At 64.1% G+C, this 24,792-nt stretch carries 29 protein-coding genes; 16 read left to right on the forward strand and 13 right to left on the reverse strand.

The features are described 5' to 3' along the window. Positions 1 to 257: 257 nt before the first annotated feature. A complete protein-coding gene (locus tag ACXJ7R_RS03955; RefSeq protein ID WP_167392369.1) occupies positions 258 to 452 on the reverse strand; it encodes a hypothetical protein in 195 nt (64 codons plus the stop codon). A gap of 187 nt (positions 453 to 639) precedes the next feature. Here ACXJ7R_RS03955 and ACXJ7R_RS03960 point away from each other — a divergent pair, with 187 nt between their 5' ends. Continuing rightward, positions 640 to 1,362, forward strand: coding sequence for a 3-keto-5-aminohexanoate cleavage protein (locus ACXJ7R_RS03960; RefSeq protein ID WP_457150678.1), 723 nt, complete (start codon positions 640 to 642; stop codon positions 1,360 to 1,362). An 11-nt stretch (positions 1,363 to 1,373) separates the two neighbouring features. Here ACXJ7R_RS03960 and ACXJ7R_RS03965 read toward each other — a convergent pair whose 3' ends face one another. Together ACXJ7R_RS03965 and ACXJ7R_RS03970 are read right to left on the reverse strand one after the other, a co-directional pair. After that, a complete protein-coding gene (locus ACXJ7R_RS03965) occupies positions 1,374 to 2,888 on the reverse strand; it encodes an AMP-binding protein (RefSeq protein WP_457150679.1) in 1,515 nt (504 codons plus the stop codon). A 37-nt stretch (positions 2,889 to 2,925) separates the two neighbouring features. Beyond that, positions 2,926 to 3,741 (reverse strand): p-hydroxycinnamoyl CoA hydratase/lyase, encoded by an 816-nt coding sequence (locus ACXJ7R_RS03970; RefSeq protein WP_457150680.1) that lies wholly within the window; start codon positions 3,739 to 3,741, stop codon positions 2,926 to 2,928. 125 nt (positions 3,742 to 3,866) lie between these two features. Between ACXJ7R_RS03970 and ACXJ7R_RS03975 the strand changes: the two genes are divergently transcribed. Then, complete coding sequence (locus ACXJ7R_RS03975) at positions 3,867 to 4,337, forward strand: MarR family winged helix-turn-helix transcriptional regulator (RefSeq protein ID WP_457150681.1); 471 nt, start codon at positions 3,867 to 3,869, stop codon at positions 4,335 to 4,337. Here ACXJ7R_RS03975 and ACXJ7R_RS03980 read toward each other — a convergent pair. Continuing rightward, positions 4,334 to 5,017, reverse strand: coding sequence for a YoaK family protein (locus ACXJ7R_RS03980; RefSeq protein ID WP_457150682.1), 684 nt, complete (start codon positions 5,015 to 5,017; stop codon positions 4,334 to 4,336). The two genes, ACXJ7R_RS03975 and ACXJ7R_RS03980, sit on opposite strands and share 4 nt — an antisense overlap. A gap of 198 nt (positions 5,018 to 5,215) precedes the next feature. On the opposite strand from ACXJ7R_RS03980, the gene ACXJ7R_RS03985 reads away from it, so the two are divergent. Further along, entirely contained in the window at positions 5,216 to 5,770 is a 555-nt protein-coding gene (locus ACXJ7R_RS03985) for a cytochrome b (protein WP_457150683.1), read from the forward strand. Between the two features lie 73 nt (positions 5,771 to 5,843). Here the strand turns inward: ACXJ7R_RS03985 and ACXJ7R_RS03990 are convergent, their stop codons facing one another. Beyond that, entirely contained in the window at positions 5,844 to 6,839 is a 996-nt protein-coding gene (locus ACXJ7R_RS03990) for an ornithine cyclodeaminase family protein (protein WP_457150684.1), read from the reverse strand. 132 nt (positions 6,840 to 6,971) lie between these two features. Here ACXJ7R_RS03990 and ACXJ7R_RS03995 point away from each other — a divergent pair, with 132 nt between their 5' ends. The 4 genes from ACXJ7R_RS03995 (at position 6,972) to ACXJ7R_RS04010 (ending at position 9,833) form a co-directional block, all read left to right on the forward strand. Next, positions 6,972 to 7,433: an Lrp/AsnC ligand binding domain-containing protein gene (locus ACXJ7R_RS03995; RefSeq protein ID WP_457150685.1), complete on the forward strand. Its 462-nt coding sequence runs from the start codon at positions 6,972 to 6,974 to the stop codon at positions 7,431 to 7,433. A 130-nt stretch (positions 7,434 to 7,563) separates the two neighbouring features. Then, positions 7,564 to 8,268 carry an SDR family oxidoreductase gene (locus tag ACXJ7R_RS04000; RefSeq protein ID WP_457150686.1) on the forward strand — a complete coding sequence of 235 codons (705 nt, stop codon included), beginning with the start codon at positions 7,564 to 7,566 and terminating at the stop codon, positions 8,266 to 8,268. A 22-nt stretch (positions 8,269 to 8,290) separates the two neighbouring features. Beyond that, positions 8,291 to 8,740 carry a hypothetical protein gene (locus ACXJ7R_RS04005; RefSeq protein WP_457150687.1) on the forward strand — a complete coding sequence of 150 codons (450 nt, stop codon included), beginning with the start codon at positions 8,291 to 8,293 and terminating at the stop codon, positions 8,738 to 8,740. A gap of 34 nt (positions 8,741 to 8,774) precedes the next feature. Beyond that, positions 8,775 to 9,833, forward strand: a complete 1,059-nt coding sequence (locus tag ACXJ7R_RS04010) for a Gfo/Idh/MocA family protein (protein WP_457150688.1) — start codon at positions 8,775 to 8,777, stop codon at positions 9,831 to 9,833. 86 nt (positions 9,834 to 9,919) lie between these two features. Here ACXJ7R_RS04010 and ACXJ7R_RS04015 read toward each other — a convergent pair whose 3' ends face one another. Further along, on the reverse strand, positions 9,920 to 12,328 hold the full coding sequence (locus tag ACXJ7R_RS04015; RefSeq protein ID WP_457150689.1) for a putative bifunctional diguanylate cyclase/phosphodiesterase: 2,409 nt from the start codon (positions 12,326 to 12,328) through the stop codon (positions 9,920 to 9,922). A gap of 219 nt (positions 12,329 to 12,547) precedes the next feature. After that, complete coding sequence (locus ACXJ7R_RS04020; protein WP_457150699.1) at positions 12,548 to 13,780, reverse strand: cytochrome-c peroxidase; 1,233 nt, start codon at positions 13,778 to 13,780, stop codon at positions 12,548 to 12,550. Positions 13,781 to 14,032: 252 nt separating this feature from the next. Here ACXJ7R_RS04020 and ACXJ7R_RS04025 point away from each other — a divergent pair, with 252 nt between their 5' ends. Continuing rightward, positions 14,033 to 15,571 (forward strand): acid phosphatase, encoded by a 1,539-nt coding sequence (locus ACXJ7R_RS04025; RefSeq protein ID WP_457150690.1) that lies wholly within the window; start codon positions 14,033 to 14,035, stop codon positions 15,569 to 15,571. Positions 15,572 to 15,609: 38 nt separating this feature from the next. Here the strand turns inward: ACXJ7R_RS04025 and ACXJ7R_RS04030 are convergent, their stop codons facing one another. Then, the gene (locus ACXJ7R_RS04030; RefSeq protein WP_457150691.1) at positions 15,610 to 16,089 is read right to left on the reverse strand and encodes an Lrp/AsnC family transcriptional regulator; all 480 of its coding nucleotides are present in this window, start codon (positions 16,087 to 16,089) and stop codon (positions 15,610 to 15,612) included. Positions 16,090 to 16,197: 108 nt separating this feature from the next. On the opposite strand from ACXJ7R_RS04030, the gene ACXJ7R_RS04035 reads away from it, so the two are divergent. Then, positions 16,198 to 16,737 (forward strand): RBBP9/YdeN family alpha/beta hydrolase, encoded by a 540-nt coding sequence (locus ACXJ7R_RS04035; protein ID WP_457150692.1) that lies wholly within the window; start codon positions 16,198 to 16,200, stop codon positions 16,735 to 16,737. A gap of 2 nt (positions 16,738 to 16,739) precedes the next feature. Here the strand turns inward: ACXJ7R_RS04035 and ACXJ7R_RS04040 are convergent, their stop codons facing one another. Then, entirely contained in the window at positions 16,740 to 17,336 is a 597-nt protein-coding gene (locus ACXJ7R_RS04040) for a DUF922 domain-containing Zn-dependent protease (protein WP_245331366.1), read from the reverse strand. A 109-nt stretch (positions 17,337 to 17,445) separates the two neighbouring features. Here ACXJ7R_RS04040 and ACXJ7R_RS04045 point away from each other — a divergent pair, with 109 nt between their 5' ends. The 4 genes from ACXJ7R_RS04045 to ACXJ7R_RS04060 all read left to right on the forward strand — a co-directional run bounded on the left by ACXJ7R_RS04045 (position 17,446) and on the right by ACXJ7R_RS04060 (position 20,600). Beyond that, complete coding sequence (locus tag ACXJ7R_RS04045; RefSeq protein ID WP_457150693.1) at positions 17,446 to 17,934, forward strand: hypothetical protein; 489 nt, start codon at positions 17,446 to 17,448, stop codon at positions 17,932 to 17,934. 239 nt (positions 17,935 to 18,173) lie between these two features. After that, positions 18,174 to 18,794: an NADAR family protein gene (locus ACXJ7R_RS04050; protein WP_457150694.1), complete on the forward strand. Its 621-nt coding sequence runs from the start codon at positions 18,174 to 18,176 to the stop codon at positions 18,792 to 18,794. Positions 18,795 to 18,805: 11 nt separating this feature from the next. Further along, complete coding sequence (locus ACXJ7R_RS04055; RefSeq protein ID WP_457150695.1) at positions 18,806 to 19,258, forward strand: N-acetyltransferase family protein; 453 nt, start codon at positions 18,806 to 18,808, stop codon at positions 19,256 to 19,258. Between the two features lie 142 nt (positions 19,259 to 19,400). Then, entirely contained in the window at positions 19,401 to 20,600 is a 1,200-nt protein-coding gene (locus ACXJ7R_RS04060) for an aminotransferase-like domain-containing protein (protein ID WP_457150700.1), read from the forward strand. 18 nt (positions 20,601 to 20,618) lie between these two features. Here ACXJ7R_RS04060 and ACXJ7R_RS04065 read toward each other — a convergent pair whose 3' ends face one another. Continuing rightward, positions 20,619 to 20,873 (reverse strand): hypothetical protein, encoded by a 255-nt coding sequence (locus ACXJ7R_RS04065; protein WP_245331368.1) that lies wholly within the window; start codon positions 20,871 to 20,873, stop codon positions 20,619 to 20,621. 378 nt (positions 20,874 to 21,251) lie between these two features. Between ACXJ7R_RS04065 and ACXJ7R_RS04070 the strand changes: the two genes are divergently transcribed. The 3 genes from ACXJ7R_RS04070 to ACXJ7R_RS04080 all read left to right on the forward strand — a co-directional run bounded on the left by ACXJ7R_RS04070 (position 21,252) and on the right by ACXJ7R_RS04080 (position 23,584). Beyond that, the gene (locus ACXJ7R_RS04070) at positions 21,252 to 21,671 is read left to right on the forward strand and encodes a VOC family protein (protein ID WP_457150696.1); all 420 of its coding nucleotides are present in this window, start codon (positions 21,252 to 21,254) and stop codon (positions 21,669 to 21,671) included. Between the two features lie 197 nt (positions 21,672 to 21,868). Continuing rightward, a complete protein-coding gene (locus ACXJ7R_RS04075) occupies positions 21,869 to 22,486 on the forward strand; it encodes a C39 family peptidase (protein ID WP_457150697.1) in 618 nt (205 codons plus the stop codon). A 24-nt stretch (positions 22,487 to 22,510) separates the two neighbouring features. Beyond that, on the forward strand, positions 22,511 to 23,584 hold the full coding sequence (locus ACXJ7R_RS04080; RefSeq protein WP_457150698.1) for a D-alanine--D-alanine ligase family protein: 1,074 nt from the start codon (positions 22,511 to 22,513) through the stop codon (positions 23,582 to 23,584). 90 nt (positions 23,585 to 23,674) lie between these two features. On the opposite strand, the gene ACXJ7R_RS04085 is transcribed toward ACXJ7R_RS04080, so the two are convergent. The 3 genes from ACXJ7R_RS04085 to ACXJ7R_RS04095 form a co-directional block, all read right to left on the reverse strand. Continuing rightward, entirely contained in the window at positions 23,675 to 23,908 is a 234-nt protein-coding gene (locus ACXJ7R_RS04085; RefSeq protein ID WP_095091343.1) for a DUF378 domain-containing protein, read from the reverse strand. A 132-nt stretch (positions 23,909 to 24,040) separates the two neighbouring features. Beyond that, on the reverse strand, positions 24,041 to 24,286 hold the full coding sequence (locus tag ACXJ7R_RS04090; RefSeq protein ID WP_095091344.1) for a DUF982 domain-containing protein: 246 nt from the start codon (positions 24,284 to 24,286) through the stop codon (positions 24,041 to 24,043). Between the two features lie 99 nt (positions 24,287 to 24,385). Further along, on the reverse strand, positions 24,386 to 24,739 hold the full coding sequence (locus ACXJ7R_RS04095) for a hypothetical protein (protein ID WP_457150701.1): 354 nt from the start codon (positions 24,737 to 24,739) through the stop codon (positions 24,386 to 24,388). Positions 24,740 to 24,792 lie beyond the last annotated feature (53 nt).

Here is a 24,792-nt window from a genome sequence, read left to right on the forward strand (position 1 = left end):
CAGCCTGGGCTGCGCTGTGGTGGGCGAGAAGATCGAACGGCAGGACACGTTGACGATGCTGAGCGATATGGGCGTCGCCTTCGGCCAGGGGTTCTTGCTGCACCGGCCCGAACCGCTGGAGGCGATCGTTTCGCGCGCGACCAGGGTGGTGGCGGCCCGAAAGGCATCGTGATCCAAGTATATTGATATCCAGGTATATTGAGGTTCAGGTGTGTTGAGATTCAGGCCGGGCCAGCCGGCCTGAGTCTCAAAACATCTTAAGCGGTTCGCCGCGCCGTCGATTGCGGAAATTCCAGCACTCCAGCCTCGGATGGCCTGTGCTGTGCCTCTGCCACCGTTTCGATCAACAGATCGAGGGCCTCACATGCCATGCGGCTCGTCTCGTCACTGCCTTGCAGATAGTGATAGGCGCGTTCGAGGTGGATGCGGGCCGCTGAAAAATCACTGGTCAATGGTCTCTCCATGATCCCGCCCCAATCTATCTTGGCGGGCCTGGCGGAATGCGGGGTAAATATCCACAGGCGGCTTTTATTCAAATGCCGCGAATGTTGCGCGCGCTGTCAGGAGCGAAGTCTCCAGCTCTTTGCCGCGTCTTGCTGCGCGGCTAGACTGCGACCTCCCCTGTCCGAGGTGAGATCGATGATCGTCCAGGCCTGCATCAACGGCGCGCGCCCACGTGATTTCCACCCCAGGCTGCCGCTCGATGCACAGGCGATGGCGAGCGACGCGGTGGCCTGTGTCGCCGCCGGTGCGGCCGAATTGCACATCCATCCGCGCATTGACGAACGCGAAAGCCTGGCGGCGGTCAATGCCACTGTGCTGGCGGTGCGCCGGGCCTGCCCGGGCACGCTGATTGGCGTGTCGACCGGCGCCTGGATCGAGAACGATGTCGAGCGGACCCGCGCCGCGATCGGCGCTTGGCAGGAACTGCCCGACTATGCGTCGGTCAATTTGTCGGAGGCTGATGCGCCTGGGGTGATGGAGCTGCTGCGCCAGCGCGGCGTCGGCATCGAAGCGGGGCTTGCCACAACAGCCGATGCCGAACGTTTCGTCGGTCTTGCCGACCACGGCCGCGTGCTGCGCATCCTGATCGAGATCGACATCCAGGACCTGCCGGCTGCACTGGACGAGGCCCATGGCATCGCCACCGTGCTCGAGCGGGGCGGGGTGCGGCGGCCGATCCTGCTGCACGGCGTCGACGCCACGGTCTGGCCGTTCGTCGCGCTTGCGCATCGCAAGCGCTGGTCGACGCGGGTCGGTCTGGAGGACGGCAAGACGCTCGCCGATGGCAGCGTGGCCAGGGACAATGCGGAAATCGTTGCGGCGGCCGTGGCGACTTTTCGGTCCGCGCCTGCGGGCTAAACGGTCGAGCCTCAGGCTTGCCCGCTGGTCGGTGATGTCCAGCCGCGTAAAATGTGTTTCTGGATCTTGCCGGATGCGGTGCGCGGCAGCGTATCGGTGAGCAAGAACTCCTTCGGCACCTTGTAGCGGGCGATACGGGCGCCGCAGTGGCTTGCCAGATCGGCCGGGTCGACAACGCGACCGGGTTTGACCACCACGAAGGCGCGCCCGACTTCGCCCCAACGCTGGTCGGCGACGCCGATCACGGCCGCTTCGGCAATATCGGGATGATCGAGCAGCGCCATCTCGACTTCGACCGGAAAGACGTTCTCGCCGCCGGAAATGAACATGTCCTTGCGGCGGTCGACGAGGGTGACGAAGCCTTCGCCGTCCTGCCGCGCGATGTCGCCGGTGCGGAACCAGCCATCGGCGGAGAAGGCGCGCGCCGTCTCTTCCGGCCGGTTCCAGTAGCCCGATGTGATGCCGGGGCCGGACAGCCAGATCTCGCCAGGTTCGCCGGCGGCGACGTCGCGGCCATCGTCGTCGACGATGCGCAGGCAGATCGCCGGCGCCGCAAGACCCGCCGAACCCGCCTTGCGGGCGATCCGGTCGGTCTCGACCGGCATGCCAAGCACGGTGCCGGCTTCCGTCATGCCGAAGCCGTCTACCATGCACACACCTTGCGCCAGCCACCAGTTGATATCGGCGGCGGGGTTTGGCGCTCCGCCGGTGAAGATGGCGGTGAGCGAAGTCCAGTTCGCGGGCGCAAAATCCGGATGGTCGCGCAGCATTCTGGCCATCTGCGGCACACAGAAATAGTGGGTGACGCCAAGCGCGGGATCGGCAAGGCGACGGTTGGTGAGGCCGGCATCGAAGCCGGGCGAGATCAGCACCGTGCCACCCTGAAGCAGAGGTGGCCGCAGGTTGGTGATGAGGCCGATGACATGGAACATCGGCGCGTCGCAGAGGAAGATGCTGGCGTTGCCGACCCGCCCCAGCACGCCGAAATTGATCGCGGTGGCCAAGGCGTTGCGCTCGGTGACAATAACCCCTTTCGGCCGGCCCGACGTGCCGGATGTGTAGAGGATGATCGACGGCGTATCGTCCGCCGGCAACGGGCGGCGCGCTGCCGGCGGATGCGCCTCGACCGCCGCCGCGAAGGCAGCGACTTCGACCGGCCTGCAGCCTTTGGGCAGCGTCATATCGAGGGCCGAGTCATGCAACAGAAACACCGGTTCGCAATCCTGGAGGATCGTCTTCTGCTCGGCGCTGGCAAGCCGCCAGTTGAGCGGCACGAAGATGGCGCCGAGCCGCATCGCGGCCTGCTGCAGGATCAAGAGATCGGCGCAGTTGCGGGCTATCGTCGCGATCCGTTGCCCAGCCGCGATGCCATGGCCGCCTTCGAGAACGCCGACTGCACGTTGGACGGTTTCGTCCAGCGCGAAATAGGTCCAGCGCCGGCCGGTGGCCAGGTCGACACAAGCGAGACGATCCGGCTGCGCCCTGGCGTGCAGAGCCACGGGGTCTGATGTCGTCCAGGCCGGCATCTGCGTCTCCTCCCCAGGATTGCCTGTGCTTTGCGGATCACCTTGCCTTGTCGTAGGCGCCGAGACCCGGCTTGTAGCTCTTTTCGTCGATGAACTGGCGGATGCCTTCCTTGCGGCCCTCATTGTCGTGGGAATTGGCCGCCTCCTGCGCCCGCACGAGATAGTCCTCGGCATTGTCGTAGGTCATCTCGGCGACGCGGCGGATGGCGTCCTTGGTCGCCTTCAGGGCAATCGGGTTCTTCTTCAGCAAGAGGGTGGCGACCTCGGTGACACGCGCCTTCAGATCCGCCAGCGGCAGGCTTTCATTGACCAGCTTCCAGGCGGCGGCCTTCCTGCCGTCGATGAGTTCGCCGGTCAGCGCGTGGTACATGGCGTCGCGCATCGACAGGAGGTCGACCACCACCTTGGTGGCGCCGCCGCCGGGCAGGATGCCCCAGTTGATCTCGGACAGGGCGAACTGCGCTTCGTCGGCTGCGAAGGCGAGATCGCAAGCGAAGAGCGGGCCATAGCCGCCGCCGAAGCACCAGCCATTGACCATGGCGATGGTCGGCTTGCCGTACCAGCGCAGCCGCCGCCACCAACCATAGGCTTCGGACTGCGCCTTGCGGATGGCACCAAGGCCCTTGGCTTCGGTCTCGCGGAAATACTCCTTGAGGTCCATGCCCGCCGACCAGGCGCTGCCTTCGCCCGACAGCACCAGCACGCCGACATCGTCGCGGAATTCCAACTCGTCGAGAACCTCCATCATTCGCCGGTTGAGCGCCGGGTTCATGCAATTGCGTTTGTCCGGACGGTTGAAGCGCACCCAGGCGATGCCGTTCTCGACGTCGAAGGCAACGGTCTCTTCGGTCATGGTCGGGTCCTCCCGTTTCACTGCTGCATTGGTGACAATTGCTATGCAGCATAGCGATTATATTTGCTATGTCGCATAGTATTTTTCGCTTGACAAGGACCTTGATCGCGGCGATCGGTTGCAGCATGGACGAGGCTCGCACCAGTCGCGGCGCGCCAAGCGCGACACCTAAAGACGCGCTCGATGCGCAGATCGGCTACAATCTCAAACGCGCCTCGGCCGTTGCGCTCAACGATTTCGCGGTGGAACTGGCCGATGCGGCTCTGCGCCCGGTCACCTATGGCATGCTGGCGCTGATCGACGAGAAGCCCGGCATCCGCGCCGCCGAGCTCTGCCGCCTGCTCGGCATGAAGAGCGCCAACATGGCACCGCTGCTTGCCGAACTGGAAGAGCGTGGGCTGGTCGAGCGTGACGACCATGCCGGCGACAAGCGCGTGCAGATGCTCGCCCTGACGCCGGCCGCCAGGGAGGCCATGCCCGGATGGCGGCGGCGGGTTCGCCGGCACGAGGACCGGTTCCTGCATCGGCTGACGAAGAAGGAGCGGGCTACGCTGCTGCGCCTGCTGCGCCTGATCTGGACGGATGAAGGGGGCTAGCTGGTTTCCTCGTCCGGCGCCGCAAGCTGCGGCAGCAGGGCAAAGAGCGCAATCACTGGCGGCACGACGAAGCACCAGACATTGGCGAAGGCAAAGCCGAGTGCCGCGGCAGCGCAGCCCGCGGCAAACACGGCGACCGCCACTGACATGCGCCGCAGGCGGGCGATGAGGGCAGGGCGGGCCTCTGGCTTCACGCCGCCCAGAAGATCGCTGACGTCGATCATGATCTGGGTGGTGGTGCCGGTCATCAGCGTCGATGGCGGTGCGGCCGCGAGATGGACGCGGTGCACCGCGTTCTGGATCGCCATGGCGGCGACCAGCACCATGCCGGTGACGATGGCAGCCGCACCGTCACCGCTGGCGAAGGGGCCAAAGCGGATCGCCAGCGCAGCACCCGCGATCAGCAGCGCCAGCTTGGCCGCCAGCAGCACACCGAGCGCCGGCCGTCCCCGCCTGCGCAAGCGCTCGCCGGCCAGCCGGGTCAGGATGACGACGATGCAGAACACCGGCAACGCCAAAAGCTTTGCCAGCACGCCCGAGATGCCGAGCACCAGGGAGGCGCCCAGGGTGACGAAATTTCCCGTCACATGCGCGGTGAACAGGCCCTGCAGGGCCAGGAACCCGGCTGTGTCGACATAGCCGCCATTGAGGCTCAACAGCAGCGGCAGTGTGGGTTTCATCGTTGCATCTCCTGGTCAGGCTTGGCGGTCAGCGTCTCATATCCCGGCGGAGCGTTCCACCTCGGCGCGGCACCTTGCCGTCGCGAGCGCGGCCCCTTGCCGTCGCCCGCGTGGCCCTTGCCATCGCGAGGTCGCCGCCACATGAACGGCAAACTCGGATGTTCACTTGACGACAATTGTGTCCAACGGAGCTTTTGCATGTCGCTGTCCGGTACGACAACCCGCTACGGAAGCCTTGCCCAGGCATTTCACTGGCTGACGGCACTGCTTGTGCTCATCGCCTTCCTGGTCTCCGAAGGCGGCCCGCCGGCACGGGTCTATTCCGAGGCCCGCGCCTCGACCCTGTTGCTTCACGAGACGCTCGGTTTCGCCGTTTTCTGGCTGCTGGTCGCTCGTCTGGTCTGGCGCCTGTTCGACAGCGTTCCGGACGCACCGCCGATGCCGGCATGGATGGACGTCGCCTCCAAGGTGACGCACTGGGCGCTCTATGCGCTTCTGTTCGCGGTTCCAGCGACCGCCATGCTCGGAGCATGGTTCGGCGGCCACCCGGTGACGGTCTACGGCCTCGGCGCCATCGGTCCGTTTTTCGGCCCGTGGGGTGCGGGCGGATCGCTGGCGGACATCCACGGCACGCTTGGCGATATCATCCTCTGGCTCGCCGGCCTGCACGCCGCCGCGGCCATCTTCCATCACGTCTTCCTTGGCGATCGCGTGCTGAGCCAGATGCTGCCCGGCTTGCCCAAGGCGCGTTGATATTCAACCGGCCTGCCCATCGTACGGGCTATGAGGGGCAGCGCCGACTTTAACGGTGAGCCCGGCCAGCCCGCTACAACGTAACAGCCCGCCCCAATCCCCGCCGAACCGCTTCGCGATAGGCAAGGTCGGCCGCCACCATGTCTTCCATGGCAACGCCCATCGCCTTGTAGACGGTGACCTGCTCGGCGCTGACGCGTCCCGGCCGTAGACCGAGCAGCATTTCGCCGAGTTCGGTTCCGGTTTGCGGATCGAGACCGGCGAGTTCGCAGGAGCCGACCGGGGTCGGGGCGAAGGCTTCGCTTGTCTCGACGAACAGGCTTGCCCGCCTGATGAGGTCGACCGGTAGTTCGCCACCGGGCGGTGCGACGCCCACCGACGAGACATGGGTGCCCGGCCGCACCCAGTCGGCCGAGATCACCGGTGCGTAGGAATGCGTCGCCAGGCAGACGACATCCGACGAGCATACCGCAGCTTCAAGATCGCTGACGGCGACGACGCCCGGATGCTGCGCGGCAAGCGCCTGCGCATCCGCGAATTCCTTCGAGACGACGCGGATCTCGGCGAAGTCGCGCACCAGCGGCAGAAGGTGCAAGTGCTGGCCGGCCTGCACGCCGGCGCCCACCACCGTCGCCACCTTGGCGTCGCGCCGGGCGAGTTCACGAACCGACAGCACAGCCGAGCCGGAGGTACGCACCGCGGTGATGTAGGTGCCGTCCATGACGCAGACCGGCATGCCGGTCTGCGGGTCGAACAGATGGATGGTGGCGAGGTGGCTGGGGATGCCTTTGGCAATGTTGCCTTCGAAGACGTTGACGATCTTCACCGTCAGATGCATGCCCGCCGTCCAGGCCGGCATCGCCAGCGAATAACCTGCATCGGGAATATCGAGCTGCGGCCGCGCCGGATTGACGACCTTGCCATCGGACAGCGCCTTGAAGCCGCCGGCCAGCGCCTCGAGAAGCTGGCGAAGGTCGATGCAGGTTTTCACCTCGGCTTCGCTCARGAAGAGCACTGGTGTATCGCCCTTGGCCTGGGCGCTGCGGGAGATCGATAGGGCAGTTGTCATGGGATACGCTTTCGTTGTCGGTTGGAGTGCACGGCAACGGTATTGCGATCTGGCGGCGTGATGAAATATGCTGTTTTTGCGATTTTGGCGTGGTTATCACGCTAGTCCTGGCTCAAATGTGTGAATCCTGAAATGGACGATCTCGACCGTATCGACCGCTCGCTGCTGCGCTTGTTGCAGGAGGATGGCCGCCGCACGACGCTCGATCTGGCGCGGCGGGTCGGCCTGTCGCCGACAGGGGCGGCGCAGCGCGTCAAGCGGCTGTTCGCCGAAGGGTTCATCCGCGCGGTGCGTGCCATTCTCGATCCCGCCAGGATCGGGCAGGCACAACTCGTGTTCATCGAGGTGCGGCTCGACCACACAGCGCCGCAAGTCTTCGACCGCTTCGCCGAGGCGGTGTTGCAGGCGCCCGAGATCATCGAATGCCACATGGTGGTCGGCGGTTTCGACTATCTGGTCAAGGCGCGCATCGCCGACATGACGGTGTTCCAGGATTTCCTGCAGCGGGTCATCCTGCCGCTGCCCGGCGTCCGGGAAACGCACACTTATGCCTCGATCGCCAATGTGAAGCCCGACGCCCTGCTGCCTGTCTGAACTCGCAGCGGCATGGGAGAGTTTTTCTGCATGCTGGTTCAGGCTTTCTGGTTCGAACTGGCTGACGAAACCGGCTATACACCGCCAACTGCGAAGGCCTCGCGCCCGCCAACCCAAGAAGGAAAATCAGATGAGTTCAGAAAAAACAGCTGTCGTTGTGGCTGGCGGCAGCGGCATGGGTGCGGCGGCGGCGAAGCGCCTGGCGGCGGATGGCTTCAACGTCGCGATCCTGTCCTCGTCCGGCAAGGGCGAAGCGCTGGCCAAGGAGCTTGGCGGGCTCGGCGTCACCGGCTCCAACCAATCGAATGACGATCTGCAACGCCTCGTCGACCTGACGCTGGAGCGCTATGGCCGCATCGACGTGCTGGTCAACAGCGGCGGTCACGGGCCGCGCGCGCCGATCCTCGAGATCACGGACGAGCAGTGGCACACCGGCATGGATGTGTATCTGCTCAACGTCATCCGGCCGGTGCGCATCGTGGCACCGCAGATGGTCAAGCAGAAGGGCGGCGCCATCATCAACATCTCGACCGCCTGGGTGGTCGAGCCGAGCCCGATGTTCCCGACCTCGGCGGTGTTCCGCGCAGGGCTTGCCGCCTACACCAAGATCTTCGCCAACACCTATGCACCAGACAATGTGCGCATGAACAACGTGCTGCCCGGCTGGATCGACAGCCTGCCGGCCACCGAGGAGCGCCGCGACAGCGTGCCGATGCAGCGCTACGGCACCTCGGAAGAGGTCGCCGCGACGATCGCCTTCCTCGCGTCCGACGGCGCCGGCTACATCACCGGCCAGAACATCCGCGTCGACGGCGGCATCATCCGCGCTATCTGAGGCGCCGACCGGGAGGAGCACAATGTCCGACACCTATCTGCGCCTTGTGCCTCATGATCCGCACTGGCACCCCGACGAGCCGGCTGCCACCGCGGCCGTGAATGCTGCGCGCGGACTGTTCCCGCAGGCTGAGCATGTCGCCGTCGAATCCGAAGAGGGGGTGACGTTTTTCGACGCCGGAGCAAATACGGAAAGCGTCCATTGCCCGTTCTGCGGCGGCGACATCGAGGAATGGTGGGGCGGTGCCATGGACCAGGCCTTGGCGGCAGGCTTCGCCGACCTGTCCGTCACCACGCCGTGCTGCCAGAAGCCTGCGTCGCTGAACGATCTGCGCTACGTCTGGCCGGCGGCGTTCGGTGTCTGCGCGTTGACGGTCGTCAATCCGGGAGTGACCTCCTTGGCCAGCGAGCAGTTGCGGGCGATCGAGCAAGCCATGCGTTCGCCGCTGAAGGCGATCTGGCAGCGCCTCTGAGACGACGGATTCTGAATATTCCAAGGAGCAAGAAATGCGGCTTTTGATACTCGGCACCGGCTGGATGGCGCAGGAACATGCAAGGCGGTTCGGCGCCATCGAGGGCGTCGACATCGTTGGTGCCGTCGATGTCGATGCGGCGCGCGTCGGCGAATTCGCCGACGGCTTCAACATCCCCAACCGCTTCACCTCACTGGAGGAGGCGCTGAAATGGGGCGGCTTCGATGCGGTGGCCAATGTCACGCCGGACCGCATCCATCATCCCACCACCATGGCGCTGATCGCCGCCGGCAAGCCGGTGCTGTGCGAGAAACCGCTGGCCGAGAACTTCGGCAAGGCCACCGAGATGGCCGATGCCGCCGAGGCTGCCGGCATCGTCAACATGGTGAACCTCACCTATCGCAATGTCGCGGCGCTGCAGAAGGCCCGCCAGATGGTGCAAGCGGGCGAAATCGGCACGGTCAGACATGTCGAAGCGTCCTATCTGCAAAGCTGGCTGGTGTCGAAATTCTGGGGCGACTGGCACACCGATCCGAAATGGCTCTGGCGACTGTCGCGAGGCCATGGCTCGAATGGCGTGCTCGGTGATGTCGGCATCCACATCCTCGATTTCGCCAGCTATGGTGCCGCTCTCGACATCGACCATGTCTTCTGCCGGCTGCGCGCCTTCGACAAGGCGCCCGGCAATCGCATCGGCGACTACGAACTCGACGCCAATGACAGCTTCGCCATGACGCTGGATTTTTCCAACGGCGCCTTCGGCGTGGTGCATGCCAGCCGCTGGGCGACCGGCCATCTCAACGAACTGCGCCTGCGCATCTATGGCGACAAGGGCGGCATCGAGGTGGTGCACAATCTCGACGGCTCGCTGCTCAAGGCCTGCGTCGGCGACAATGTCGAGAACGCCAAATGGGAAGAGCTCGACGCCGGCTCGGTGCCAACCAACTACCAGCGTTTTGTCGACGCCGTCACCAGCGGGGTGCAGGGCGAGCCCAGCTTCCGCCACGCCGCCGGCCTGCAAAAGGTGCTCGACCTCGCCGTGGTGTCGGACGAGAAGCGGTCGGAGCTGAAGGCGAATGCCGACACGCAATAGGGTTTGTTAATATCCAAGTGATGCCGGCCTGCAAACGCTGGTTTTCTGCGCTTCCCGTGCTCACGTACTTGCCCCGTTGGTGCTGGTTATGCGGTCAAGGCATCTTGCAGTTCGGGCTGTTCGAAAAGCGTATGAAGCTCGGCTGCCGGCATTGGACGGCCAAAGAGCCAGCCCTGGACATCCGTGCAGCCATTCTCCCTGACCAGCCTGAACTGGTCCTCGGTCTCGACGCCTTCCGCGGTCGTGGTCATGCCAAGCGTTGCGCCGAGTTCGGCTACGGCCTTGACGATTGCCCGGCTTTCGCCGCTCTCGCACATCAGGCTGACGAAGCTGCGATCGATCTTGATGCGGTTGAACGGGAACGACCTGAGATAGCTCAGCGAGGAATAGCCGGTGCCGAAATCGTCCATGGCGATGCTGATGCCGAGGTCGCGCAGGCTGTACAGCGTGTTTATGGTGTTTTCATTGTGCGCCAGCAGCACCGATTCGGTGATCTCCAGCTCGAGCCGTGACGGCAGCAGGTTCGAAGCCGCGAGCGCCGCGGCAACCTGAAGCGGCAGCCCCTGCTGTTTGAACTGGGCGGGCGAGAGATTGACCGCGACCTTGACGGGCAGGGGCCATTTGGCGGCGTCGGCGCAAGCCCGCTGCATGATCCACTCGCCAAGCGTGTCGATGACGCCCGTCTCCTCGGCCATCGGGATGAATTCCGCCGGCGGCAGCAGGCCGAGGCGCGGATGGTTCCATCGCACCAGGGCTTCGAAGCCGGTGAGTTTCGAGGTCTTGGCGTCGTGCAGCGGTTGATAGTACACGACGAACTGCTCGTTTGTGACGCCGAGAGCCAGTTCGGATTCGAGTTGGCGCCGCTCCTGCAGTCTTGCGTCCATTCCCGGCTCGAACGACCTGCAGGTCCCACGGCCTTCCATCTTGGCTTTGTACAAGGCCAGGTCGGCATTGCGGATGAGGATTTCCGAACTTTGTCCGTCGTCCGGGAAGACAGCGATGCCGATGCTGCTGCCGATGTTGATCTTGTGGCCCTGTATCAAGAATTCGCCGGCCAGGGCATGAATGACCCGGCTCGCCAGCACACCCGCCTCGTCGTCGCCATCGATCAGGAGCTGGAGGATGACGAACTCGTCTCCCCCGGTTCGCGCGACCATGGCGGTTTCACCCGCCTGCTGCTTCAGGCGCCTCGCCACCGCACCGAGAACCTCATCGCCGATCGGATGGCCGAGGGTGTCATTGACCGGTTTGAAACGGTCGAGATCGACGCAATGGACGGCCAGCTTCTCGCCGTCCCTGAGGCTTCTCAGTGCCTCGTCCATCGTGTCGGCCAGGAGGCCCCGGTTGGGCAGGCCGGTGAGAATGTCATGCGTGGCAAGGTGCTGGATCTCGGCGGTGCGTTCCTCGACCCGCCGCTCCAAAGTCTCGGCGGCATTGGTCTGCATCATCATCGTGCGTCCGATCGCATACCAGCAGGCCAGCGCCAGCAGCGTGACCACCGCGACCGCCGCATAACCAGCCAGTTCGAATTGCCGCACCGACAGGGCGTCCATGTTGCTGTCGTATCTGCTGTTGGGGAAACCGGCCCAGAGACGCCAGGCGCTTCTGGGATCGTTGAGCGAGAGCGGGATGACTTCGGAATAGATCAGATTGGGGTCGGCCGCCGTGAAGGCACGGGAATCCGCCGCCAGGGCCGTCGACATCTTGTGCTGGTCGGATTCAAATCCGTAGCCTGAATTGACGATGACATAGTCGCTGCTCGGCAACAGTTTCCTAAGCGCCGAGGTGAGCATGATTGCCGAGACGGAGCCGCGCAGGCTGCCATCCTGGCCGAAGACCGGGACCGAAAGGATGAAACCGGAGCGATCCGCGTCATTGCCGGTGTGGATGAAATCTGTGTTGTCGCAGGTGATGAGCTCCTTGGTGCCGATGATCGGCACATTCAGCCCGTCAATGGCGCTCGAATTCGGATAGTTCGCCTTCAGCCAGGCGAGCTGTTTGGCCAGTTCCTGGTACTCATAGGTCTCGACTTCTTCGGCGGGCCGGGTCAGCGCGTTCTCGTCAAGCTTTGCGGACTTTGCGGCTGCAGCGTCGGACCGCGCCCTGGCATTCACGATCAGCTGGTCGAACTGGAGGATCGGCTCCTCGAGCTTTCCGGTCACGGCATCGAAGCGGTCGGGGTCGAAATCCAGCGGCAGGAAGTAGACCTCGGAAATGGAGACGTTGTTGGCGAGATTGTTGTAGATCTGCTGGATTGTCGCGCGGCCCTCGTCGCCGAGGTTGGTGCCATGCCGGTCGAGGTTTCGGACGCTTGGCAGGTAGCTCAGCGTTCGCACATTCTCGTAGACGGCCCGCAAGGCGTCTTCGACCGTCTTGGCGGTTGTCCTGGCTGCCGCCTGGGAGTTCTCGATGTAGCGTTCCTTGGCAAGCGCGAAGTTCCGCTGGGCGTCGATATGCAAGGCCGCCAGCATCGCTGCGCCGGTCACAAGGATCACAACAAATCCGACTGCTCGCCAGAATGCGTTCATCGGCGTCCCACCATCAATTGGTAAGGGATACCCCAGAGCAGTTTAGGAAGCGCTAATGAGTAAGCGCCAATAACCAATGCCCTTCCTTGCGGCCCCAGCGCCGCCACACACCAAATCCGGCAAGATCCATAAACCTGTTTTGCGGGTGCGAGAAAGCGGGATTGGGCATGCGCAAGGTCCAGGCAATCAGTTCGCCGGTACCGCCCCGGCCTGCTGATCGGCATCGGTCAGCGTTTGCAGGAAGGCGACGATGTCGTCGATTTCGGGGTCGGTCAGTGCCGGTTTGTCGCCGGGCTTCTTGCCGAAGGGCGGGTCATGGTTGAGGTTGGCCCAGTAAGCCTTTGGCAAATCGTCATTTTGCCGGATCGTGCCGTCGGCGTTCTTGGGATACCAATGGCCGGGATCGCTGTCGCGGCTGGCATAGAAGGCAACCGCGTCGCGCAGCGTGTGGAAGTAGCCGTTGTGGAAGAAGCTTTTGCGCAGCGCGACGTTGCGCAGCGTCGGCGTGCGAAACAGGCCGCAATACTCAGCCCGGCCATGGAAGTCGGTCCTGAGCGGCCCGCACAGGCCGAGATCGAAATAGGCGGGGTCGGCATTGGCCGGGATGGCCGGGTTGCGCGGCACGGCGACGGCGATCAGGCCGAAATCGGTGAATTGCGGCGGCTCGCCGTCATTGGCGGGTTCGCTCAGGTGGCAACTGGCGCAATTGCCCTTGGTTTCGTCCTCGAACAGCGCGCGCCCGCGCAATTCCTGCGCCGACAGCGTCGCCTTGCCGGCGAGGAAGGCGTCGTAGCGGCTGGAATAGGGATAGAAATCGGCGGCGCTCTGCTCGAAAGTGCCGAGCGCCTCGGCGGCGGCGTCGAAGGCGTCGTCCGGGTGGTCGAAAACGGTGTCGCCGAAGGCGGCCTTGAATTCATCGGCATAGGCGGTCTTGCGCAATCCGGCGGTGACGGCAGCGGCATCCTTGTTGGCCATCTCGAATGGCGACAGCAGCGGGATCTTGGCCTGGTCGCGGCCGCGGTCGGCGCGGCCGTCCCAGGTCAGGCCGCCGGTTGGGCCGTTGTCGACGCTTTCGTCGCCTTCATCCTCGGAATCGTAGAAATGCTCCGTGAAGGCTGGCACCGCCTGAAGGTAGCGAAGTGACGGCACGGCGCGCAGTCCGGGCTGGTCCAGCTTCGGACCGCCCATCTCGACCGGTGCCGCCGAGGCCGGACCGAAGGCATGGTGCGGATCATGGCAGGACGAGCAGGATTGTTTGCCTGAAGCCGACAGCGACGGGTCGAAGAACATCTTTCGGCCAAGCGCTGTCAGCGCCTGCGCCCGCGCGAAGGCATCCGCGCGCGACATCGGTCCGGGATGGACACTGCCGCTACCGGCGCTGACGGCGTTGCCGGGCAGGATGGTGGCGAGGCCAAACATCGATGCCGCGGCGGTCGCGATCATCAAGCCTTTCCATCGTCTTGCGGTCATAAGGTTCAGTCCGATTTGTTCCGCAATTAGGTCCGCACTGCAACGGATTGATGACCGGTCCACCCGCTCACGCAACCGTGTTCGGATGGGCGATAAATGTCACAAAGGTGACAAAGCATCGACCTAGCGTCCGAAGCCATGGCTCGTCGCCCCCAGCCATGCACTGCCCTCTAGCCATCACCCTAGCCATGAGGACCTCCCATGACGCGGTTCACGCTTTTCACCTCGCTTTGCCTGGCCGGCACGGCGCTGGCCTCGATTCCGGCTACAGCCAACGCAGCCCCTCCCGGCTTCGACAAGATCGACACCGTCGTCGTCATCTATGCCGAAAACCGCAGCTTCGATAATCTCTATGGCGGCTTCCCCGGCGCCAACGGCCTGGCCAACCTTTCGGCCGGCCAGGTGCGCCAGCTCGACCGCGACGGCAAGCCGCTGAGCGAACTGCCGCCGGCTTGGGGTGGTCTGACCGCCAAGGGCGTGACGCCGCCGGTGACCGAGGCGCAGACGGCCCATCTCAGCAATGCCAGCTTCGCCATCGACGACGCCAGCGGCTTCAACGAAAAGACCTCCGTCATCACCCGCGACCTCTGGCACCGCTTCTATCAGGAGCAGATGCAGATCGACGGCGGGAAGAACGACAAGTTCGTCGCCTGGGCCGATTCCGGCGGCCTGGTGATGGGTCATTATGACGGCTCGGTGCTGCCGATGTGGGCGGTGGCGAAGAAATACGTTTTGGCCGACAATTTCTTCCAGGGCGCCTTCGGTGGCTCCTTCCTCAACCATATCATGCTCGCCTGCGCCTGCGTTCCGGTCTATCCAAATGCCGACACCAGTCCGGTGAAGGGGCAAATCGCCGTGGTCGAAGCCGATGGCACGACGCTGAAGGTTGCCGACAACTCGCCGGCCTCTGCCCTCGGCGGGGCGCCGAAATTCGTCAATGACGGCGCCATCACGCCAGACTTCCACGCCGTCAACACAATGCAGCCGCCCTATCAGCCGAGCGCGAACAAACCGGCCGAAGGCGGCGACAAGGCACTTGCCGATCCGGCGCAGCCGACCACGCTGCCGCCGCAGCACGACATCACCATCGGCGATCTGTTGTCGCTGAAGGGCGTCAGCTGGGCCTGGTATTCCGGCGCCTGGCAGGCAACGCTCGACGGCAAGAACGCGACGCCTGTGCCGAACTTCCAGTTCCACCACCAGCCATTCAACTATTTCGCGGCATACGCGCCCGGCACGGCCGCGCGGGCCGAACATCTCAGGGATGGCGGCCTCGACGGGACCGAATTCATCAAGGCGATCGATGACGGTAAGCTGCCGGCGGTGAGTTTCTACAAGCCGCAAGGCAACCTCAACGAGCATGGCGGCTACGCCGATGTGGCGAGCGGCGACCAGCATCTCGCCGACGTCGTCTCGCACCTGGAGAAAAGCCCGCAATGGAGCCACATGCTGGTGGTCGTCACCTATGACGAGAATGGCGGTTTCTGGGACCATGTCGCGCCGCCGAAGGCCGACCGTTGGGGGCCGGGCAACCGCATCCCCGCCTTCATCATCTCGCCCTATGCGAAGATGGGTACTGTCGACCACACCCAATACGACACGACGTCGATCCTGCGCTTCATCACCGCGCGTTACGATTTGCCGGTGCTGCCCGGCATCGTCGCCCGCGACAAGGCGCTGCGCAACAACGACCAGCCGCCGATGGGCGATTTGAGCGCGGCGCTCGATCTCAGCCGCTAGGGCAGCTCAGGACCTCGGTGCGGCGAGCCCACAGTGCTCTAGCCGCCTGATCTCCGGATCAGGTCGCGGCCTATCCGCTTCGGCGCCTCGCTGCGCAGCACCAGCGCCGTGGTGACCGCGCCGTGGCGGGCCACCGCGTCGACGATGGTTTCAAGCTGCGCCGGCGAGGGGACGACCACTTTCAGGATGAAGCAATCTTCGCCGGTCAGCCGGTGCACCTCGGTGATCTGCGGCATTTCGGCGAACTGCTTGAGGCAGGGCCGGATGTGCTCATGCGTGGTGCGCACCCGGATGATCGCCATCATGCCGAGGCCAAGTGCGGCGGGATCGATCACCGCGGTGTAGCCGGCAATGACGCCGCGCTCCTCCAACCGTTTCACCCGCTCGGAGGTCGCCGGCTGCGACAGGCCGACCCGGCGGCCAAGCTCGGACATGCCGATGCGGCCGTTTTCCTGCATGGCTTCGACAATGGCGATGTCGGTCGGGTCGAGTGGCGCGCGCTCTTCGTTGTTTTTCATGGCCACCTTGAATCCATCGGAAATACAGAGAGTCTTCCGATGATTTCCCATTCCCGGGGCCCTGGCAAGACACCACCATGCTCCTTCAAGAGATAGGAGCAAGGCGACATGACGCATTTCATCATCCTGCCCGGCAGCGGCGGTTCGGGTCCAGCCCACTGGCAATCGCGCTGGGAAAGCGCCAATCCGGCGATGCGGCGGTTCCAGCCCTCGAGCTGGGACCTGCCGGATTTCACCGACTGGCTGGCGGCGCTCGAGGCTGCCGTGATCGAGGCGCCGGAGCCGCCGGTGCTGGTCGCGCACAGCCTGTCCTGCCTGCTGATCGCGCATTGGCAGAAGATCTCGCGGCGCCCGGTCCAGGCGGCCTTGCTGGTCGGTGTTCCCGATCCGACGGCGGCCGTGTTCCCGGCCTACGGCATGGCCTTTGCCAAAATTCCCGAGGGCCGGCTGCGCTTTGCCTCGCTTGTGGTGACCAGCACCAACGATCCCTATGGCACGCCGGACTATGCCGAGGCGAGGGCGAAGCAGTGGGGCAGCGGCATGGCCGTCATCGGCCCGTTCGGCCACATCAATGCGCAGAGTGGCCTGGGCGACTGGCCGGAAGGTGCTGCGCTTCTCGACGGTCTGGTTTCGGAGGCTCGAGGCTAGCGTCAGCCGCCATTGACCAGGGCAAGGATGAGTTTTTGCAGATTGCCGCCCTGGCCGAGTTCGATGCGGTCGAAATCGCGGCTCGCCTGCCGCTGTGCCTGAGACAGTCCGGACAGGCGCTTCGTCATCTCGGCGCGGATCTTGCTGCATTTGGGGTCGTCGGCGACGCTGAGGCCGACGGTCGCCGCTTCGATCTTGCGCACCATGTCGACAATGGTTGCGCCGTGGACCTTCTCATGGGCGCTGACGCCGGCAATGAAAACCTCCCAATTCTTCTGGATTGCTGGCGGCAGTGGCGAGGAGGGGCTGGGCAAGGTGTAGGTGATGATGAGCTTCGGCCGTGCCGAGACCAGCACGCAGGCTCCCGCTCGCGCCTGATAGTCCCTGGTCCAGGTCAGCTTGAAATTGGTGTGGGCGATGGCGCGGGCAATGCCGACCTTCGGTCCGTTGTCGCCGATCGAGCGGTAGAGCTCCGGCCCGGACTGGCCTGATATAGCGTAGGTTTCGACCTTCTCGACCGGCTTCCAGTCGGCATGGGCGGCGAGCGGCAAGCCCAACAGGGCGGCCAGCGACAGGCACAGACGAACACAGGCTCTCAACACCGCTCTCCGCACAATCAGGATGGCACGCCGCGACGGGCTATGCCACGGAACCGCTTTTCCTATAGAATGCCGATGGGTGAGGCCGCAAATGCCTGAGGGGGAAGTCATGAGATATCTGATCGTCGCGGGTATGGTGGCGGTGTTGCAGGCCGTACAGCCGGCGTTGGCCGCGTCCTGCGGCGGCTGGAGCGCTGAGATGGAGGAGGACGAGGGCGGCAGCGTGCTGACCGCCTCGGTCTGCGGCGGGCCGAAAGGCGGTGCGCATCTGATGCTGGCCTGTTTCGACACGCCGGTGCTGAGCTACGACCTCGGCGCCACCGGCCAGCAACTGGAGCCGGGCATCAGCGGCGCGTTCGACTTCAAGGCCGACGGCAAGACGGTGACGAAGACGCTGCAGCTCGAAGCCATGTACAACTACTTCGTGGTGAACCTGGCCAAAGCCGACCCGCTGCTGGATCTGCTGCGTGGGAAAGGCGATGTGCTGGTGAGCGCGGCAAAATACGGCCAGACCAGTTTCCCGCTGAAGGGCTCGAGCGCGGCAATCGGCAAGGTGCTGGCGCAGTGCGGCAAGGCTAAGGCTGGGGATGCGGATTGATTTGCCTGCCGGGTTCGTGGAGCCTGGTCGCTGAACCTCAAACGCTGGCCCTGCCCCTCATTGTCCTGCCGGACATTTCTCCCCGTATAGTGACGGGGAGAAAGGGGCAGCTTCAACGCCGGCGCTTTTTCTGCAACGCTGGCGATTGGCGAAATCATTGGTGACGGCGTCCTTCTCCCCGTCACTATACGGGGAGAAGATGCCGGCAGGCAGATGAGGGGCGGCGCCAGCCCTGGCCGTTGTCCAACGCCGTGCAATTCGCACCGATGCGATCGGTATTGACAAGCCGGCCTCTGGCTCTGTTCTTTCATGCCATGATTTACGATCGCTCCCGGCTCGAGGAAGCCTTCCGTTCCAAGTCCCGGCTCAAGTTCCTGTTCTTCTGGGGCCATCAGCCGTCCAGGGACGGCCGCATCAGCGCGTCCTGCTTCAGCCAGTGGTGGCATGCCTCGTTCACGGTGGCTGGACGCAGCTATCCGACAGCTGAACATTGGATGATGGCCGAGAAGGCGAGGCTGTTCGGCGATGACGAGACGGCGGCGCAGATCGTGCGCGCGGGAAGCCCGAAGCAGGCGAAGCAGCTCGGTCGCCAGGTGCGCGGCTTCGACGAAGGCAGATGGGACGCGGAGAAGCGGCGCATTGTGGGCGAGGGGAGCTTTGAGAAATTCCGGCAGAATGCGGCCCTGCGCGAATATTTGCTGTCGACCGGTGAGCAGATCCTGGTTGAAGCGAGCCCCATGGACCGGGTGTGGGGCATTGGGCTTGCCGCCGATGACGAGAAAGCAGCCAAWCCGCTTTTGTGGCGCGGCGASAACCTGCTGGGCTTCGCCCTGATGCAGGCGCGCAATCGCCTGCGGTAAGTATTGCAACCATGATCGAATTCCGCCGAGCGCAAGCTTTCGACCTGCCTGATATCGTCGCCATGCTGGCCGACGATCCGCTGGGCGCCGGCCGTGAGGACGCCTCGCTGCCGCTGGCGCGCGGTTATGTCGATGCCTTCAATGCCATCGACGTCGATCCCAACCAGCTGCTGGCGGTGGCCGTGGACGGCGGCGAGGTGATCGGCACCTTGCAGATCACCTTCCTTGCCGGCCTCTCGCGCAAGGGCGCCTGGCGCGGGCAGATCGAGGCGGTCCGCATCGCCAGCCATCGGCGCTCGGGCGGCATCGGCAGGCAGATGATCGAATGGGCGATCGGAGAATGCCGGGCGCGCGGCTGCAGCCTGGTCCAGCTCACCACCGACAGGTCGCGCGCGGACGCGCACCGCTTCTATGAGGATCTCGGCTTCACCGGCAGCCATCTCGGCTACAAGAAGACCTTGTGATGCCCGGCGTGGTTCCGGGCCGGCGGCAACTGGCGTATAGCGGAAGGCTGTCAGGCTCTATTCAAATTGCCGGGGAGAGCTGATATAGGTCAGCCAGGTTGACCTATATCAAAATTGTCGCGGGAGGCGCGCCTTGACCTTGATGAATCTGCTGGCTTCGCGCTCGTCGCGCATGAAGGCGTCCGAAATCCGCGAACTCCTGAAGCTGCTCGACCAGCCCGACATCATCTCGTTTGCCGGCGGCATTCCCGATCCGGCGCTGTTTCCGGCCGAGGCGATCCGCGACGCCTATGCCTCGGTGCTCGGCGGCGGCGAGGCGGGCGCGGCGCTGCAGTACCAGGTTTCGGAAGGCTATCTGCCGTTGCGGCGCTGGCTGGCCGGGCAGATGGGCAAACTCGGCGTCGCCTGCGACGAGGCCAACATCTTCATCACCTCCGGCTCGCAGCAGGCGCTCGATTATCTCGGCAAACTGTTCCTGTCGCCGGGCGATACCGCACTGGTGACATGGCCGACCTATCTCGGCGCGCTGCAGGCGTTCAACGCCTACGAGCCGCGCTACGACCGGCTGACGGTCGAAGGCGGCAACATGACGCCGGCGGCCTATCACGCGGCCGCCGCCGCGAATGGCGGCAAGGTCAAGTTCGCCTATCTGGTGCCGGATTTCGCCAACCCGACCGGCCAAACCTTGAACCGCCAGCAGCGCGAGGCGGTGCTCGACCTCGCCGGCGAACTCGACATCGCCGTCATCGAGGACGCCGCCTATCGCGCGCTGCGCTATGACGGCGAGGGCGTGCCGCCGATCCTGGCGCTCGACTGTGCTCGCTCCGGCTCTATCGACAAGGCGCGCACGCTCTATTGCGGCTCGTTCTCGAAGATCCTCTCGCCAGGCATGCGTGTCGGCTGGGTCTGCGCGCCGCGCCATATCGTCGAGAAGCTGGTGCTGATGAAACAGGCCTCCGACTTGCACAGCCCATCGATCAACCAGGTGGTGATGCACCGCGTCGCCGAAGCCGTATTCGACGGCCAGGTGGAAAAGCTCATCGGCGCCTACCGCGAGCGCCGCGACGGCCTGCTCGCAGCACTTGAAGCCAACATGCCTGAAGGCGTGAGCTGGAGCCGCCCGGAAGGCGGCATGTTCGTCTGGGCTACGCTGCCAGAGGGCGCCGACGCCACGGCACTTCTGGCGCGAGCGGTGAAGGAGGCGCGCGTCGCCTTCGTGCCCGGCAGCGCGTTCTTTGCCGACGCAACCGGGCGCAATACGCTGCGGCTCTCCTTCACGCTCGCCGACCGGCGCGCGGTGAGCGAGGGCATACCGCGGCTGGCGGCCATCCTGAAGGGGTGAAGCCCGCGCCGGGCGCACCTATGCCGCCACGTTCACCATGTGATTGAGCTTCGAAAGCCGGCTGCGAGCCAGCTTGCGGATTGGCTTTTCGAACTCTTCCTCGCCGGTTTCGACGACGAAGACCAGTGTCATGAAATCCAGCATGAATTCGTCGATAGCCGTCGCGATCTTCTGCGATCTGCCCTTGAAGCGATGCAGCAAGGCGTTTGCTTCTTCGACATCGTCGACGCCGGCGCTGTCGACCAGCGCCTCAAGCCTCTGAAAACTGTCCAATTTGATTCCTCCCAGCCGCGCCTCAAAACTTGCCTTGGCGGGGAAAGTTCCGGCGGAGAGGGGTTTTGCGAAAAGAATTCGCCTCCACCGCTTGAATTTGCGTGAATTCGACGACCCGTTGGCAATCTTTTTGTTTGAGTGGAACCTCTGAGGCACACAAAAGTTGTCACCGTGTCTGACCCCCCGTCAGACATCTGAAAGCACGGTACCAGCTTTCCAAAGGCCCGTCGGATCCCCCTCCCGGCGGGCTTTTCCGTTTGAAGGATCGACCGAGGGCTCCATGGCCGGACGTGTGGTGGGACCTGGCGGTCGGCAGGCACCTGTGTTGACGCCGCCCTGTGCGGACCTAAGTTCGCAAGCTCACAAGGAGGAATATTCATGGAACTGCATCGCGGCCGGCTTATCGATCATATCCAGTTGGTGGTGAGGGACCTCGCCGCCAGCCGGCGTTTCTACGAGGCGGTCCTGCAGGTGCTCGATGTTTCGATCGGCGGTGTCGGCGACGACTATTTCTGGGCCGACGAACTGTTCGTCTCCAGTGCCGACAGCCGGGCGGCGCAGGGAAAGCTCACCGGCCGTCATCATCTTGCTTTCCAGGCAAGGGACCACGCCATGGTCGATGCATTCTACAAGGCCGGGCTCGCAGCCGGCGGCACGGACAATGGCGCGCCGGGCGAGCGGCCCTATCATCCCGGCTATTACGCCGCCTTCCTGCTCGATCCGGACGGCAACAACATCGAGGCGGTGCATCACGGCCCGGCAAAGCGCAGCGCCGCGTCCGTGACGATCACCTTCTGAGAGACCATTGGGAAATTCTACTCCGGCGGCCATCTAACTGCGTTTTCTGCGCTTCCGGTGCTCACAGACCCAAATGTCCGCGCCGCTCCGGTTCTCGAAACCTCCACCGCCAGGGCGAATTTCGCAACGGTCTCTGGGTGGCTTTCCAATCGCCGTGTATCTCGTTTACGAGAATCCGAATCTGATCGAGGAAGCGCATGAGCCCACTGTCTGAAACCGTGCCGTTTTTCAGCCAGTGGGAAACGCCGGACATGACCATGGAGGTGCTCGCCGAGGGTGCTGACGTCGCGCTGCGGCTCGATCCGCTGTGGCAAAATTCGGGGGCTGAGACTTCTGACGAATACGCGGTCTGGGCAGCCAATATCTGCGGCATGGCGTGCCTGAAGATGATCCTGGCGACGCGCGGCGAGATCGTGCCGACGATCGAGCTCGCCAGGCGTTGCACCGCCTATGGCGGCTATGTCGTCAACGAGGGCTCGATCAAGGGGCTGATCTATGCACCCTTCGTCAGCTTCGTGCGGGAGACCTTCGGCCTGCGGGCCGAAGTGATAACCAGTGTCGCGACATCGGACATTCCGGCGATCCTGGCGCGGTCGCGGTTCTTCATCGCTTCGGTCAGCAGCTGGATCCGCTGGCCCGAGCGCGAGCCGCCGGCGAAGGGAGGCCATCTGGTGCTGGTCACCGCGGCGTCGGACCAGGGTTTCCGCTTTCACAATCCGTCCGGCCATACCAGCGCCACACAGGAGAACGCAGTGTTGGCACCGGTCGATTTCGACCGCTTCTTCGCCAATCGCGGCATTGCGGTTGCCATTTGATTTTTTGACAGTTGAGGGATTTCGATGACGGGCAAGACAAGGGTGGCCATCCTCTATGGCGGGCGTTCGGCCGAACATGACGTGTCGCGCCTTTCGGCCGCCAATGTGCTGAAGGCAATCGACCGGACGCGCTACGAGATCGTGCCGATCGCCATTTCCAGGGACGGCAGATGGCTGCTGCAAGCTTCGTCCGTCGGCGATGCGGCAGGCGCTCCGGTGTCCGAGGACGGCGCGGAGGTCGCGCTGCTGCCCGGCGGCAAGGGCAGGCTGGTCGCCGTGTCGCGGGATGGAACGCAGCCCGACCCCGTCGATGTCGTCTTTCCCGTGCTGCACGGGCCGTTCGGCGAGGACGGTTCGGTGCAGGGCTATGCGGAAGTCGCCGATGTCGCCTATGTCGGTTGTGGCATCCTCGCCTCGGCCGCCGCAATGGACAAGGATGTCGCCAAGCGGCTGATGCGCGAAGCCGGCCTTGCCGTCGCCCGCTCCGCCACCTTGCTGGGTGGCGAGCCTGTGTCCTTCGACGACGTCAGGGCAAGGCTGGGTCTGCCGGTCTTCGTCAAGCCGGCGCGCCAGGGCTCGTCCTTCGGGGTGAGCAAGGCTGGCGACGGCGCCAGTTTCGCCGACGCCGTCGAGGCGGCTTTCCACCATGATAACAAGGTTTTGGTGGAAGAATTTGTCGAGGGACGTGAGATCGAGTGCTCGGTCCTGCAGCGGGCCGACGGCACGCTGACGGTGTCGCTGCCCGGCGAGATCATTCCGGCCGGTAAGCACGGCTTCTACACCTATGAGGCCAAATATCTCGATGCCGACGGCGCGGTGGTCAAGGTGCCCGCCGATGTCCCGGCCGCGGTTGCCGACATGGCACGCGACATGGCACGGCGCGCCTTCCAGGCGCTCGGCTGCGAAGCCATGGCGCGCGTCGATTTCTTCCTGCGCGCCGACGGTTCGCTGCTCGTCAACGAGGTCAACACCATTCCCGGCTTCACCGACATCTCGATGTATGCCAAGGCGCTGGCGGCATCAGGCATAGGCTACAGCCACACCATCGACGTGCTGATCGATCACGCGCTGGCCAGGCATGGCGCGCGAACAGTCTAAAGCCTCCTGGGGGAATGTTGATGCCGGCGGCCTGATTGGCCTTTACGGGATGTGAGGCGGCGGGTTTTCCGCCGCCCCGCATCTTACCGGTCACGGATGATGATGGAGATGCCTTTCGGCATCGACTTCGCCAACCGTAAAGCTCTGGAAGCCTGGCATGAGCTGCCATATGGCCGCAAGGCCGATGATCAGATAGGCTAGGCGGGCCAGCATGGCGCCCCCGAGGACAGTGCCGATTACGTCATAGCCCGTTACACCCATGGACAGGAAGTTGAGACCGCCAAGGATGATCAGGGCGAGTGTGACGAGGTTCATGTTACGCATAAACGCCTCCTAAGGTTGCCTGACAAAAAGACGTCTGAAAAAAAACGCCTTCCGTTTCAAACGGTTCCTTCGATCACGAAATTGTGAACGGCCGCTATTGTCCGTGAATGCAACCAGCTTACCCGACCCGGCTTACTCGACCAGGATATGCGCCTCGCGTGCGGCCTCGACAAACGCCTCCCTGGCGATATCGGGGGACACCTCGCCGCTCGTTGCCCGGCGGCAGGCGCGTAGCGCGGACTGATGTTTCAGGCTGCCGGCATCGCGCCAATGTGTCGTGAGCAATTCGATGGCCTGCTCGGTGTTGGACAGGTTGCGGGTGGACCCGGTGACGCCGACCGAAACCACCACGGGTTTGGAGAACCATGCGGTTTGCATTGGAACCTCGACTGCGTTGCAGTCGTAAACGCTTCTGACGGCGTGAGGTTGCATCGCCGCCAATCACTGTAGCGTGAGGATTGTCGCCCAACTTTTGGCTTATGGATACTTTGTCGTGGCCGGGGGGCTCGGCTCGCCCTCGAGTTCCTTCGGCAGCGGCAAACTTGAGCACTGCAAATGGATTTCGCGGGCGAAGATCTTTCGCTCCTTTTGCTCGTGCTCCTTGATGGCTGCTGCGAGCCCCAGTCCGTAGGGGCCAAGGAACACACCAGTCCCCCAACCGGGATGCTCCTTTTCGCGCGCATCATAGTTCGAAGCGTCGACACGGGCCTGTTGACATTCCGGCGATACCCACTTCGGGTCTTGCGTTGAAAGCGACGCTCCATATTCGACAGGAGAGCTCACACATCCAGTTGCTACCGTGGCCAACGCGACTAACACCGCAAGTCTCATATAGGGTCTTCTCCAGGATTTTTTCGAGAAGTACACAGAAGCCTCCCTGCGAC

This window comes from Mesorhizobium sp. P5_C1, from assembly GCF_054049815.1.